Annotated in this window: 10 protein-coding genes; 6 read left to right on the forward strand and 4 right to left on the reverse strand. The window is 71.6% G+C overall.

Going from position 1 to position 14,063, the window contains the following annotated elements:
* From FJ251_07600 to FJ251_07615, 4 genes are all read left to right on the forward strand, one after another.
* On the forward strand, positions 1-2,310 hold a 2,310-nt coding region (locus tag FJ251_07600), incomplete at its 5' end, for a replicative DNA helicase (protein ID MBM4117599.1).
* Positions 2,303-3,145 (forward strand): ferredoxin--NADP reductase, encoded by an 843-nt coding sequence (locus FJ251_07605; protein ID MBM4117600.1) that lies wholly within the window; start codon positions 2,303-2,305, stop codon positions 3,143-3,145. The genes FJ251_07600 and FJ251_07605, both read left to right, overlap by 8 nt.
* A 1-nt stretch (position 3,146) precedes the next feature.
* Entirely contained in the window at positions 3,147-3,698 is a 552-nt protein-coding gene (locus tag FJ251_07610) for a GNAT family N-acetyltransferase (GenBank protein MBM4117601.1), read from the forward strand.
* 86 nt (positions 3,699-3,784) lie between these two features.
* On the forward strand, positions 3,785-5,551 hold the full coding sequence (locus FJ251_07615; GenBank protein ID MBM4117602.1) for a hypothetical protein: 1,767 nt from the start codon (positions 3,785-3,787) through the stop codon (positions 5,549-5,551).
* Between the two features lie 4 nt (positions 5,552-5,555).
* On the opposite strand, the gene FJ251_07620 is transcribed toward FJ251_07615, so the two are convergent.
* Entirely contained in the window at positions 5,556-6,203 is a 648-nt protein-coding gene (locus tag FJ251_07620) for a T9SS type A sorting domain-containing protein (GenBank protein MBM4117603.1), read from the reverse strand.
* A 1-nt stretch (position 6,204) separates the two neighbouring features.
* On the opposite strand from FJ251_07620, the gene FJ251_07625 reads away from it, so the two are divergent.
* Together FJ251_07625 and FJ251_07630 are read left to right on the forward strand one after the other, a co-directional pair.
* The gene (locus FJ251_07625; GenBank protein MBM4117604.1) at positions 6,205-6,453 is read left to right on the forward strand and encodes a hypothetical protein; all 249 of its coding nucleotides are present in this window, start codon (positions 6,205-6,207) and stop codon (positions 6,451-6,453) included.
* Positions 6,454-6,946: 493 nt separating this feature from the next.
* Positions 6,947-9,874: a T9SS type A sorting domain-containing protein gene (locus tag FJ251_07630; GenBank protein MBM4117605.1), complete on the forward strand. Its 2,928-nt coding sequence runs from the start codon at positions 6,947-6,949 to the stop codon at positions 9,872-9,874.
* Positions 9,875-10,054: 180 nt separating this feature from the next.
* On the opposite strand, the gene FJ251_07635 is transcribed toward FJ251_07630, so the two are convergent.
* From FJ251_07635 to FJ251_07645, 3 genes are all read right to left on the reverse strand, one after another.
* Positions 10,055-12,238 carry a T9SS type A sorting domain-containing protein gene (locus FJ251_07635; GenBank protein MBM4117606.1) on the reverse strand — a complete coding sequence of 728 codons (2,184 nt, stop codon included), beginning with the start codon at positions 12,236-12,238 and terminating at the stop codon, positions 10,055-10,057.
* Positions 12,239-12,342: 104 nt separating this feature from the next.
* A complete protein-coding gene (locus FJ251_07640; GenBank protein ID MBM4117607.1) occupies positions 12,343-13,074 on the reverse strand; it encodes a queuosine precursor transporter in 732 nt (243 codons plus the stop codon).
* 84 nt (positions 13,075-13,158) lie between these two features.
* Positions 13,159-14,063: AgmX/PglI C-terminal domain-containing protein (locus FJ251_07645; GenBank protein ID MBM4117608.1), on the reverse strand; the 905-nt coding region annotated here is incomplete at its 5' end.

A 14,063-nucleotide genomic window follows, 5' to 3' on the forward strand; every position in this document is an offset into this window, starting at 1 on the left:
GAGCACTACGCGCGCATCGTCACCGAGAAGGCGACCCTGCGCCGCATGATCGAGATCAGCGGCGAGATCGTCGAGAGCTGCTTCGAGGCGCGCGACGAGGCGATGGACATCCTCGACCGCGCCGAGTCCTCGATCCTCGCCGTCAGCCAGGGCCGCCTGCGCCAGGGCTTCCTGCCCATCAACGAGATCCTGAAGGCCACCTTCCAGAATATCCAGCGCGTCTACGACAGCAAGACGCACATCACGGGCGTCGCCACCGGCTACGATCGGCTGGACCTGCTCACGGGCGGCCTCCAGCCGTCGGACCTGATCATCGTCGCCGGCCGGCCGAGCATGGGCAAGACGAGCTTCGTGCTCAACGTCGCCCAGCACGCGGCGATCGAGGAGAAGAAGAGCATTGCCGTCTTCTCGCTCGAGATGAGCAAGGAGCAGCTCGTGCAGCGCCTGCTCACCGCCGAGGCGCGCATCGACGCCCACAAGCTGCGCACCGGCAACCTCAAGGACGCCGACTGGCCGCTGCTCACCCAGGCCGCCGGACAGCTCGCCGAGGCGCCGATCTACATCGACGACACGCCGGCGATCAGCGTGCTCGAGATGCGCGCCAAGGCACGCCGCCTGCAAGCGCAGAAGGGCCTGGACCTGATCATCATCGACTACCTTCAGCTCTGCCGGGCGATCAGCCGCGCCGACAACCGCCAGCAGGAGATCAGCGAGATCAGCCGCGGCATGAAGGCCCTGGCCAAGGAGCTGAGCGTGCCGGTCGTCGCGCTCAGCCAGCTCAGCCGCGCGCTCGAGAGCCGTACGGACAAGCGCCCGCTGCTGTCGGACCTCCGCGAATGCGTGACGGGCGACACCTTGGTCTGTCTCGCCGATGGCCGTCGGCTGCCGATCCGCGAGCTCGTCGGGCAGACGCCGGAAGTGCTGGCCACCGATGGCAACGGCAAGGTGATCTCGGCGGAGAGCGATCTCGTCTGGAGCACAGGCATCCGGCCGGTCTTTCGCATCCGCCTCGCTTCCGGCCGGCAGCTGCGCGCGACGGCCGAGCATCGCGTGCTAACCGGGCAGGGTTGGCGACGAGTCGAGGCAATCGCTGTCGACGATCGCCTGGCGATCGCCCGGCACTTGCCCGAGCCTCGCTTCGCGGAACGCTGGCCGGAGCGGCGCGTTGCTCTGCTCGGCCAGCTAATCGGCGATGGCAGCTACCTGAGTGGTCAACCGATGCGCTACACGACGGCCGCGGAGGAGAATTCGCGGCTCGTCGCCGAAGCGGCCAGCGCCGAGTTCGGTGCGCAGGTCAAGCGATTCGCTGGCCGCGGGCGCTGGCATCAGCTCCTCATCAGCGGGAATGGCAATCGCTGGCACCCTTGCGGCGTGAACCGCTGGCTGCGCGAGCTCGGGATCTTCGGCCAGCGCTCCCACGAAAAGCGTGTGCCAACGGCGGCCTTCCGCCTGTGCGACGAGCAAGTTGCGCTGCTGCTCAGGCATCTCTGGGCGACTGACGGTACGATCGCGGTGCGCAGGCCGGGCGCGCGCGGCAGCCATGCGGTGAGCTTCAGCACCTGCAGTCCGGGATTGGCCGCAGATGTCGCAGCGCTGCTGTTGCGGCTTGGCATCGTCGCCCGCACCCAGGTCGTCAGCGGGGCTGCTGGACGCCCCGTCCACATGGTGGCGGTGCGTGGGGGAGGAGCGCAGCAGCGCTTCCTCGACAGCGTGGGCGCCTTTGGTCCGCGGGTCGCTCCGGCTGCTGCCCTGCGGCAGGCGATTGCGGATCGCCGGCCGAATCCCAATGTCGACACCCTGCCCTCCACTGTGTTCGCGGAAGTGAAGGCGCTCATGGCGGCCGCGGGGATCTCGCAGCGACGCATGGCGGCCATGCGTGGCACCGCCTACGGCGGCGCTGCTCACTTCAAGTTCGCCCCTTCGCGCGCGACGGTCGCCGACTACGCTGAGCACCTTGACAGCGACAGCTTGAGGCGCCAGGCAGCGAGCGACCTCTTCTGGGACCGCATCGTCGCCATCGAACCGGACGGCGAGGAGGAGGTCTTCGACCTCACCGTGCCGGGACCGGCGAACTGGCTCGCCGACGGCATCGTCAGTCACAACTCCGGCGCGCTCGAGCAGGACGCGGACGTCGTGATGTTCATCTACCGGCCTGAGGTCTACGACAAGGACGACGAAGAGCTCGAAGGCCAGGCCGAGCTGATCATCGGCAAGCAGCGCAACGGGCCGATCGGCACCGTGCCGCTCTTCTTCGTCAAGGAGTACACGCGCTTCGAGAACCCGGCCCGCGGGGACGACTACTATGCCTGAGCTGGAGGCGGGCGCGCCGGCCGTGACCGACGCCCTCAACGCGGTGCTCCTGCAGCGCATCGAGGTGGCGCCGGGCCTGCTGATCATGCGCGTGGCGCCCGAGGGCTGGGAACTGCCCGCCTTCAGGCCCGGGCAGTTCGCCGTGCTCGGACTGCCGGGCCGCGCGCCGCGCTACCGACTGGCCGATCCCGAGGACGAGCCCGCGCCTCCGGACAAGCTCATCCGCCGCGCCTACTCGGTGGCCTCCTCGTCACTGGATCGGCAGTACCTCGAGGTCTACGTGATCCTCGTCCGCTCGGGGGCGCTGACGCCGCGTCTTTTCGCGCTCGCGCCGGGCGACCGCCTCTTTCTCGGCAGGAAGATCACGGGGCTCTTCACGCTGGACAGCGTGCCCAAGTCGGCGCATCTCGCGCTTGTTGCCACGGGCACCGGCCTCGCGCCCTACATGAGCATGCTGCGCAGCGAGCTGCTCTGCGACGCCGCGCGCAAGGTGGCCGTGCTGCTCGGCGCACGGCACTCCTGGGACCTCGGCTACCGCGGCGAGTTGATCACAATGACGCGCCTGTGCCCGAGCTTCAGCTACCTGCCGATCATCAGCCGTCCGGATGACGAGCCCATCCCCTGGTCGGGGCCAACCGGCCACGTGCAGGACCTCTGGCGCGGCGGTGCCCTCGCGGCCGCCTGGGGCTTGGCGCCGAGCCCAGCGACGACGCACGTGCTCCTCTGCGGCAGCCCGGCGATGATCGAGGGCATGGTCGCCCTGCTCGAGGCCGAGGGCTACAGCGAGCACACGAAGAAGGAACCCGGGCAGATCCACGCGGAGCGCTACTGGTAGCATGCAATTCGAAGTTCGCCGCCTGGACGCCGCCGCCCGCGAGGACTTCTTCCGCCTTCACTCGGCGGCCAACGAGCACGACTGGTGCTTCTGCGTGGCCTGGTGGGTGGAGAGCTTTGCGGGTTGGGGCGAGCGCCGCGCGGATCAGAACCGCGCCCTGCGCGAGGCGCTCTTCGCCCGCGGCGAGAGCGACGGTTACTTGCTCTACGCCGCCGGCGAGCCCGTCGCCTGGTGCCAGTGCGCGCCGCGCGATCGCCTCGCGCACCTCGCCGGGCGCTACACGGAAGATCCCAACCCCGGCGCCTTCGCGCTGGGTTGCTTCTTCACGGCGCCGGCTTGGCGGGAGAAGGGCTGCGCGCGCGCCCTGCTCAGCGCCGTGATCGCCGACCTGCGCAGCCGCGGCGTGAAGCGGCTCGAGGCCTTTCCGCGCGGCGCCGGCCGCCTGCCCGACGGAGAGGTCTGGACGGGCCCCGCCGGCCTCTACGCCGAGTTCGGCTTCCAGGCCGAAGCGGTGTTCGGCAGCGTCACGCGCTACGCCCTGGCGCTGGCCTAGCGCTCCCGGCGCACCGGCACACCGAAGGCATACCGCGGTCAGGCCGGCTCGGCTATACTCGGGACACTCCGGCAAAGGGGTCTGCCATGCGCTGTGCGCTCTGCCTCGCCCTTCTCGTCGCGGCTGCCCGCGCGGCAGCGCCCGCCACCGCGGCGAACCTGCACCCCGTCCTCGCCGAGCGCCTCGCGCTCGCTCCCGCCGACAGCCTGTTCAGCGTGATCGCCCTGCTCGAGGAGCAGGCGCCGGTCGCCGCGCTGAGCCGCGAGCTGGCCGCCGGCGGTGCCGATCGCGCCGCGCAGCACCGCGCGGTGATCGAGAGCCTGCGGGAGACCGCTGCGCGCACTCAGGCCCCGCTGCTCGCCTGGCTGGCGACCGAGCGGGCGGCTGGTCGCATCGCCGGCTACACGCCGCACTGGATCGCGAACCTGGTGGTGGTGGCCGCCCCGCCGGCCGGCATCGCTGCCCTGGCCGCGCGGGGCGAAGTGTCCTTCGTCGAATCCAACTTCCGCGCCGAGCCTCAGGAGCGGAACGCGCCGGCCGCGGCGCCCCTGCCCAGCATCGGCGTGACGACGGGCATCCGCGCGATCGGCGCCGATCGCGTCTGGCGCGAACTCGGCATCACCGGCGAGGGCGCGCTCGTAGCGGTGCTCGACACTGGTGCCGACGCCCTGCATCCCGCGCTTGCGGCGCGCTGGCGCGGCCTCTTCGCGCCGGCCAGCGAGTGCTGGCTCGACCTGCTCGGCGTCTCGCCCGTGCTGCCCGTGGACCCGATGAATCACGGCACGCACGTGCTGGGCACGATCGCCGGCTGCGCGCCCGGCGACAGCATCGGCGTCGCGCCGGAGGCGCTCTGGATCGCGACCAACGCCATCGGTCAGGGCGTGGGCAGCGCCTTCGACAACGACGTCATCGCCGCCTTCGCCTGGCTCGCCGATCCCGACGGCGATCCCGACACCCTGGACGACGTGCCCGACCTCGTGATGAGCGCCTGGGGGGTGAACGAGGTCCTCGGCTACGCCGATTGCGACAGCCGCTGGTGGACGGTGATCGACCACTGCGAAGCCGCGGGCGTCGTCTGCCTCTTTGCGGCGGGCGGCGACGGCCCCGCCCCTGGCAGCATTCGCTCGCCGGCCGATCGCGCGAGCACGGCGCTGAGCAGCTTCGCCATCGGCGCCGTCGACGCCAGCGACCCCGCCGACTGGCCCTATCCGCTGACCAGTTTCTCGAGCCGCGGTCCCTCGGGCTGTGCGGCGCCGCCGGAGCTCCGGATCAAACCCGAGCTGGTGGCGCCCGGCGTCGGAGTGATCTCCTCGATAGCGGGCGGTGGCTACGCGGTCTGGAGCGGCACGGCCGCGGCCGGCGCGCACGCGGCGGGCGTGGTCGCCCTCATGCGCAGCGCGAATCCGGAGCTCGGCGTGGAGGCGATCAAGCAGATCCTGCTCGCGACCGCGCGCGACGAGGGCCCAGCGGGAGACGACAACGGCTACGGTCGAGGTTGCGTCGATGCCTTCGCCGCCGTTCAGCAAGCGCTTGCGGGCGGACCGACAGCGGCGCCGGTGGATCCGGCGGCACCGGGCCTCCTCGCTGTCCGGCCCAATCCCTTCCGCCCGCGAGGCGGCGAGCTCGCGCTGAGCTTCGCGCTGGGAGCGCCGGCCTGGGTCGAACTGGGCGTCTTTGACGTCGCGGGTCGCCGCGTGCGGCGGCTCGCGGCCGGCGAGCTGCCCGCCGGCGAGCACACGGCGCGCTGGGATGGCCGCGATGAGCGCGGCCGGCCGGCCGCCGCCGGCGTCTATCTCTGTCGCCTGCATGCCGGCGCGGCCAGCCGCGCGCTGCGCATCGTGCTGCTTCGCTGAGTCCTTACATGATCAGAACCAGCTTGCGCGTCTCCGTGAAAGTCTCCGCCTGCAGGCGCGCGAAGTAGACGCCCGCCGGCAGCGCCTCGGCCTGCCAGACGATGGCCCGTGAACCCGCGGCTTGTGGCTCGTCCGCGAGCAGCGCGACGCGCCGTCCGCTGGCGTCGAAGACCTCCAGGCGCACGTGGCTGGCCCGGGGCAGGTCGTAGCTCAGGGTCGTCGTCGGGTTGAAGGGGTTGGGGAAGGCCTCGCCGAAGGCGTAGCGCGTCGGCAGGGCCGGCGTATCGTCGACCGGCGAGTTCACCCAGTAGATCAGGGCGTTGTGTGCCGCGTTCGTCCAGGGGCTGTAGGTGACGAAGCCGAGGGCGGCATCGTCCGGGTCGTGCCGGATCTTGCCCTCGATGGCCGCCTCGCTGGTCGTTCCCCAGTAGACGTAGCGCGCCTGGATGTTCGCGCTGCCGTTGCGCAGGTCGCGCTCAGGATTCGCGCCACCGTTGCTGTGGACGTCGGTCCATTCGGTGAGGCCGCTGCCGAAGACCGGCTGGCAGACCCCGTTCAAGTAGATGCCGTACTGCAAGTTGTCCGTGACACTGCAGCGCGTGAACTGCGGACTCGCGTTGGTTGCGTAGACGCCGTAGTTGTTGAGGCGCAGCGTGCAGCTCTCGCAGGGTGCCGTTGATGTTCAGGTAGGCCCCATTGTCGAAGCGCAGTTCGCAGCCGGCCTGAATCGTCAGCGTGGCTACGGCACTCACCTCGCAGCTGCCGACGACGATGTGCGGGCTGCCGGCCAGGGTCCAGGTCGTGTTCGTCGAGATCGTCTCATTGGTGTGGATGGTGTCCGCGCGCAGGGCCGGCGCGAAGGCGACCAGAGCCGCCAGCACGCAAATTCCATTTTTCAGTAGCGCAATCAGACGCGACATGAGGATCTCCTCGTGCAGTGGTAGTTTGGCTGTCGGCTGGGATGGCTGCCTGCAGCTCACTGAGAGCCTATCACGGCGCAGCATTCCTGACCAGAGAGCGCCACGCCCGAAGCGCAGCCTGCACCCAATTCTTGCTGCAAGTAGGGATCCTTGCTGCAATCCCGCTTCAAGACAATCGGATCCGCCTCGCCGCGAGGCGCAGCAGCGCCTGCCGCCCGGCCGGATGCTGGGACACGCGCTGGCGCCAAGCGCTGGCGCCAAGCGCTGGCGCCAAGAATGACCGGGCGACGCCATTGCTGGCTGCGCCCAGGCGATCGCGCGGGCAGCCGAGAGGCTCCCGAAACATCTCGCTGACGCTGGGAATCCGCCTGTGGTACAATGACTTCGCCACGCCTTGAACTCAGCGACCCCGGCCACCCGCCAGCTCGCTGCCCAACCGCCATCGAACCGGCGCCCGGCGCCGGCGCACACGCAGATGCGAGGATCTCGGAGGAGGAAGCTCATGCATCTCGTCAAAGCCTTTGCCTTGACGGCCCTGCTGCTCCTGCCCGCCCTGGCTTCCGCGGGGGAAATCCACCCCGCCCTAGCCACGCGGATGGACGCGGCCCCCGCCGATGAGGCAATCAAGGTCATCGTCACCATGACCGAGCAGGCGCCTCTCGCCACGCTCAACCAGCAGCTCAAAGTCGAGCGCGCCAGCCTAGACCGGCGGCACCGGGAGGTCGTCCTCGCGCTGCAGGACGTCGCTCGCTCCCAGACCTCCCTGCGCGCCTGGCTGGACAGCCAGCTCGCGACCGGCGCCGTGCTGGGCTACACGCCCTACTGGATCGCCAACCTGATCGTCGTCTCCGCGACGCCGGGGGCCATCGCGGCCATCGCCGCGCGCCCTGACGTCGCCTTCATCGAGCTGGACTTCGAGCCCGAGCTGATCTCGCCGATCATGACCCCCGGCCTCGACAGCGAGACCAGCGAGCGGGGCACGCGCGGCATCGGCGTGCCTCCTGGCGTGCGGGCGCTCAGAGCCCCGCAGGTCTGGTACGAGCTGGGCATCACGGGCGCCGGGCGCATCGTCGCCAACCTCGACACGGGCGTTCAGGGCAGCCACCCCGCCCTCGCGGCCCGCTGGCGTGGCACCCATGCCCCGGCCAGCCACTGCTGGCTCGACGTGCTCGGCGGCGGCACCACCTTCCCCGTCGACAACTACGGCCACGGCACGCACGTGATGGGTACACAGACCGGTCTGGCACCGGATGACAGCATCGGCGTCGCCCCCGGCGCCGAGTGGATCGCCTGCAACGCCATCGACCAGGGCGTCGGCGGCGCCTTTGACAACGACGTCATCGCCGCCTTCGAGTGGTTCGCCGATCCCGATGGCAACCCGAACACCACGAACGACGTGCCGGACGTCGTGCAGAACTCCTGGGGCATCAACGAGGGCTTCGGCGGCGGCTACACCGACTGCGATACGCGCTGGTGGGCCGTGATCGACGGCTGCGAGGCCGCGGGCGTCGTCGTCACCTTCTCCGCTGGCAACGAAGGTCCCTCGAGCACCAGCCACCGCTCGCCGGCCGATCGCGCCACGACGATCTACAACTGCTTCGCCGTCGGCGCCGTCGATGCGACGAACTACAACTGGCCCTACCCGATCGCGAGCTTCTCGAGCCGTGGCCCCACGGGCTGCAACGTGGCGCCCGCGCTCAAGCTGAAGCCCGAGGTCTCCGCTCCCGGCGTGGACGTCTACTCGTCCGTGCCCGGCGGCGGCTACAGCAGCGCCTACAGCGGCACCTCGATGGCCGGTCCGCATGTGGCCGGAATCGTCGGCCTGATGCGCGAGGCCAACCCCGACCTCGACGTCGACACGATCAAGCAGATCCTGATGGACACGGCCCGCGATGAGGGCACGGCCGGCGAGGACAACACCTACGGCTGGGGCTTCGTCGACGCCTACGCCGCCGTCCTCGCCGCGATGGAGGGCTTCGGTTCGCTCGAGGGCTACGTGCGCAACGCCAGCTACGGCAACGCGCCGCTGCCCGGCGCGACGGTCGCTCTCGATGGCACGACCTTCGACTGGAACACCGACGGCACCGGCTTCTACCACGGCTCGGCCAGCGCGAACACCTACACCGCGCGCGCCAGCATGCCGGGCTTCGCCGATCAGACCGCGACCGTGACCGTCAACGACGGCGCCGTCACCGTGCAGAACTTCGCGCTCACGGACATCGCGGGGCCGAACCTCTCGAACCTGACGCCGGGTGGCAGCACGAGCAACACGGCCGGACCCTACCCGATCAGCGTGACCGCCCAGGACTTCAGCGCGGTCGCCTCGGTGACGCTCTACTACCGCGTCAACAGCGGCCCCTGGCAGACGCTGCCGATGACGGGCGGCCCGCTCGTCTACAACGCGAACATGCCTGGCTCCTTCGCCAACAGCCACCTGGACTACTACGTCCAGGCGACTGACGGCGTCGGCCACAGCAGCGTGCTGCCCGCGGGCGCGCCGCTGGCCTTCGAGACGCTGTACATCACCGAGCAGTTCTACGCCTTCGACGCCGAGGCCGGCCAGGGCGGCTGGGTCTTCGGCGCCCCGGGCGACGCCGCCACGACCGGCATCTGGGTCTGGGCGGATCCCGTCGGCACCAACTACAACGGCACGCCGATGCAGCCGGAGGACGACCACACGCCGACGCCGGGCATCTACTGCTTCGTCACCGGCAACGGCAGCGTCGGCGGCGCCGTCGGGGACGCGGACGTCGACGGCGGCTGCACCACCCTGCTCAGCCCGGTCTTCGATCTCAGCGCCGTCGATCGCGCCTTCGTGCGCTACTGGCGCTGGTACGGCGAGGGCGGCAACTCCAGCGACGACGACTTCGTCGTCCAGGTCTCGAGCAACGGCTCCACCTGGGTCGAGCTCGAGCGCGTCGTCAACATCGCCAACAGCTGGACGCTGGCGAACGAGGAGTTCACCGGCCTCGTGCCCCTGACCAGCACGGTGCGGTTCCGCTTCATCGCCTGCGACCTCAACACGCCGGGGCTGACCGAGGCGGCGATCGACGATTTCGCGATCGAGACCTACGAGGCCGACCTCACCGCGGTGCCCGGCGACGGGACGCCGCAGTGGTCGCTGTCGCTTCTGCAGAGCCAGCCCAACCCCTTCCGTCCCGGCGACGGCGCGACGACCCTGCGCTTCAGCCTGGCGGCGGCGGGCCGGGCGCGCCTGGCGGTCTACGACATCTCCGGCCGCCTGTTGCGGACGCTGGCCGACGGCGCGCTCGGCGCCGGCGAGCACGCGCTGCACTGGGACGGCAAGGACGCCCAGGGCCAGGCCGTCAGCTCGGGTGTCTACTTCTACCGGCTGGAGGCCATGGGCCAGAGCCAGAGCCGCAGCCTGGTGCTGGTCCGCTAGGACCCGCGGCCCGGCACGCGAGAGGCGCAGCACACACGCCTTCGGCAAGCGGCCGGCGGGGCAACCCGCCGGCCGCTTGTTTCTTTCCGGCTTCCGCCGGCTAGCCCGCGTCAGGATCGGACCTGTTCCCGACCGGCCGGCGCTGGCCCAATGGGCCGACGCCCACTCGCTGCGCGTAGCCTAGCGAACCATTACCAGCTTCTGCGTGGCCACGGCGCCTGCGGCCTCCAGGCGCGCGAGGTAGACCCCCGAGCTGAGACAGCGTCCGGCTGTGTCGCGGCCTGACCAGGCGACCCCGTGCATGCCCGCGCCGAAGCGGCCCTCGGCGAGGCGCGCGACGAGGCGCCCGGCGGGATCGTAGACCGCCAGGCTCACGGGTCCCGGCGACGCGAGTGCGAAGCGCAAGCTCGTCTGCGGATTGAAGGGATTGGGGAAGGCGGCGAGCGCGAGGCCCGCGGCCGGCAAGGGATCCGCGGCGAGCGGATCCGCGCAGTGCGGATAGAGCACGCGCAGGCCAGCCTCGCCGTCGGCGAGGAAGAGGTACTCACCCGCGACAGCAACTGCCGCCGCGTAGCCCGGCGTGTCGAGGCAGCCTTCCAGCCAGGGCCGCGCCGGCACGCTGATGTCGACGACCTGCACGCCGGCGTTGTCGTCGGCGACGAAGGCGTGCGTGCCGCGGACGACCACTCCCCGCGCCGCGCCCGGTGTGTTCACGCTCGCGACCACCTGCGGCCACCAGGCATCGTTGACGTCGACGACGATGAGCCCGCTCTCGAGGTCCGCGACGTAGGCGTAGTTGCCCGCGACGGCGACGTCGCTGGCGAGGCCCGGCGTGCCGACGCTGCCCATCAGCAGCGGATGCGCTGGGTCCTGTGCGTCCACGATGACGAGACCGCCGTCGCCGTCGGCGACGTAGGCGCGCGCGCCGCGCACGGCCACGCCGCGGGCCTGCCGCGGCGTGTCGGCGCCGCCGACGAGCCGCGGCTGCTGGGGATCGCGCAGGTCCGCCACCGCGAGCCCTGCGAAGTCGTCGGCGACATAGGCGTAGCCGCCTGCCAGCGCCACGTCCCAGGCATGCCCGGGCGTAGGCAGGCTTGCGAGGAGCCGAGGGTTCGCCATCTCGGCGATGTCGATCAGCTGCAGGCCGGGCAGGTAGTCGGCGATGACGGCCAGGTCGCCGGCAATCGCCACCGCAACCGCCGAGCCCGGCGTGTCGAAGGTCCCCATCAGCTGCGGCGCGAGCGGGTTTCCGATGTCGACGACCTGCAGCCCTGCCGCGCCGGCGGCGAGGCAGGTGCGCGTCCCGGCTGCGGCCACACCCGTGCAATCGCCGGGCAGGGCGAGCGCCGCCGCGCTCGGCGCGCCGGCCGGATTGGCGAGGTCGATGATCTCGAGCCCGCTCGTGCCCGCGGCGACGTAGGCGCGCTCCGGTCCCACAGCCACCGCGAAGGCGAAGCCGGCCGTCGGCAGGCTGCCGAGCAGCTCCGGCCGCTGCGGGTTGCTGATGTCCACGGTCTGCAGCCCGTAGGGCGCACTTGCGATCGCGGCCAGACGTCCTGCGATCGCGACACCGCAGGCGTAGCCCGGTAGCGGTAGGCTGCCGGTGAGCTGCGGACTCGCCGGCTCGGCGATGTCAACCACCGCGAGCGCGGTGTCGCCGCAGGCGAGATAGGCGAAGTCGTCCTGGAGGGCGATCGCGCGCGGCTGTCCGGGCAGCGGCAGCCAGGCGATCTGCTGTGGACTCGCAGGCGCGCTGAGGTCGACGACCGCGAGCCCGCCGTTCGCGATCGCGAGGTAGGCGCGGTCCGCGCGCATCGCCACCGCCGCAGCATAGCCGAGGCCGCCCAGCGTGCTCAGGTGCTGCGGCGCCGAGGGATCGGCGATGCTGGCGACCACGAGGCCGCCATAGCGATCGGCGATGCCAGCGAGCGTGTCCGCCACCGCGACGCCGATGGCCAGCTCATCCGTTTCCAGACTGCCGACGGCGTGGGGGGTGCCAGGATCGGCGAACTCGAAGATGCGCAGGCCGTGGCTGCCATCGGCGACGAAGGCGTATTCACCCGCCACCGTCACGCGGAAGGCCCAGCCCGGCGTGTTGAAGAGGCCGAGCAGGCGCGGCTGGCTCGGCGCGCTCACCTCGTAGAGGTAGACGCCCGAGCTGCCATCGGCGACCAGGGCGACCTCCCCGGCCAGGGCCACGCCCTCGGCGACGGCCGGCGTGCTCGCCGTGCCCAGCCAGCGCAGGTAGCGGCCGTAGTCGAGGCAGTCCGCGGCCCGCGCAGTGCCCGCGAGCGCGAGCAGGACGGCGGCGCTTGCCGCCGTCCACCCGCGCCGGGAGGGCCAAGGCCTCGGGATGTCGCGCATCGTTGCGGGCTCCAGGTCGCGGGCTGCGAGTCGAAAGTCGCCGCCCCGAGCGCCGGGGCGTACTCCATTCTAGCACCCCGCGCCAGCCCGGCGCCATCGAGGCCCTAGGCGCTGCCCGACTGCTGCGCGGCCTCCTGGGCCATCTCGTGGGCAAGGTCGGGACCGAGGAAGCGCTCGGCGGCGCTGTGCCCGGCGTAGATCAGCGGCGTGAGCAGCACGGCCACCGTGAACTTGTAGAGGTACTGCGTCACGGCGATGCTCAGGAACTGCTGGCCGCTCAGCTTGCCGGGCAGGTAGAAGGCGATGCCCAGGATCACGATCGTGTCGACGAGCTGCGAGAAGACGGTGGAGCCCGTCGCGCGCAGCCAGAGCCGGCCCGCGCCCGTGCGCTTGCGGAAGGCGTGGAAGATGAGCACGTCGGTGAGCTGGCTGAGCGCGAAGGCGGCGAGCGAGCCGACGATGATCCACAGCGACTGGCCGAAGACCTGCTTGAAGGCCGCGCCCGAGACGGGCGAGAAGTCCGTGGCGGGTATCGCCAGCGCCGCGAAGAGCACGAGGAAGGCGTAGGCGATCATGCCGACGCCGAGGAAGGTGAGCTGCCGCACGCCGCGCTTGCCGTAGTACTCGTTCACGAGGTCCGTGGTCAGGAAGACGATCGGCCAGGGGATGACGCCCACGGACATCAGGAAGGGGCCGATCTCGAGCAGGCCCAGCTTGACCGTGAAGTCCGGTGGGAACAGGTAGAAGAGCTTGCCCCCGATCAGCTCGCCGAGGATCGCATTGGTGAGGAAGAAGCCGCCGAGGATGAGGAAGAGCGTGTCGCGGCGGGTTCTCATGGCCATGGCGCGGCGCTCCCGGCTGGGGGGTGAGCGGCTACGCTAGGCCGCGGGGCCGGGCGCTGTCAAGGCGCGGCCCGGTCGCTACTGCCCCGGCGTGAAGACGAAGGGCGCGCGGAAGCTCACCTGCCCGGCCGGCACGGCGCCGAAGTTCCAGGCCTTCACCTGCGCGAGCACGCAGTCCAGCACGGCGGCGCTGCGCAGTCCGTCCTCGAGCACCTCGGCCGCGCTCACGCTGCCGCTCGCCTCCACGGTGATCCGCAGCACGAGCTTGCCGCCCAGGGTGGCGTCGCGCTTGAGCGCGTCGTCGTAGCAGTAGCGGATGCCCGGCGCGTAGCGCTGCAGCACGGCGAGCAGGGAGGCGTTGCTGCGGACCTCGCCGCCGCCGACGGCGGTGCCCGTGCCGCGCGGAGCCGTCGCGCCGCCGCCGGCCGCGCCACTCGCGGTTCGCGCCGCGCCGGCGCTCCACTCGCCGATGTCCACGCTGAGCCCCGCCGCGAGCAACACCCCGCCCCCGCTCGCGGGCGCTGCCGCCGCCACGCCGCTGCCTGCGTCGCCGAGGGCCTCCTGCCCGCGCCCGCGGCGCAGGCGTCCGCGCGCGGCCGCGGCCGGCGCGGCGGTGCCGGATTCAGCGGCCGGCAGGGCCGCGGTCAGCTTGTCGAGCGTGGCATCCAGCGTCCGGCTCGTCGCAGCGAGGCTCTGCGTCGCCGCCTCGGCCGCGCGGCGCCCGGCGACGCCCTGATCGGGCGCCACCCGCGGCGTCTGGGCCGCGCGCTCGCTGCGCCGCGGCGCCGGCGCCGACGCGAGGGGCGCGGGCGCGGCAGCGGGCTTCGGCGCTGCGGCCACCGGCGGCGCCGCGCTCGGCGCGGCGGGCGCGGGCAGCGCGACCGGCGCCTGCGGCGCCGGCGCCGGCGCCGGCGGCTTCTCCTCGAGGATGAGCCGCGCGAGGCGCTCGGGAATCGCCTCGAGGGTCGACGTCTCGCGTTTTT

Source organism: bacterium (assembly GCA_016873475.1).
GTDB lineage: Bacteria > Krumholzibacteriota > Krumholzibacteriia > JACNKJ01 > JACNKJ01 > VGXI01.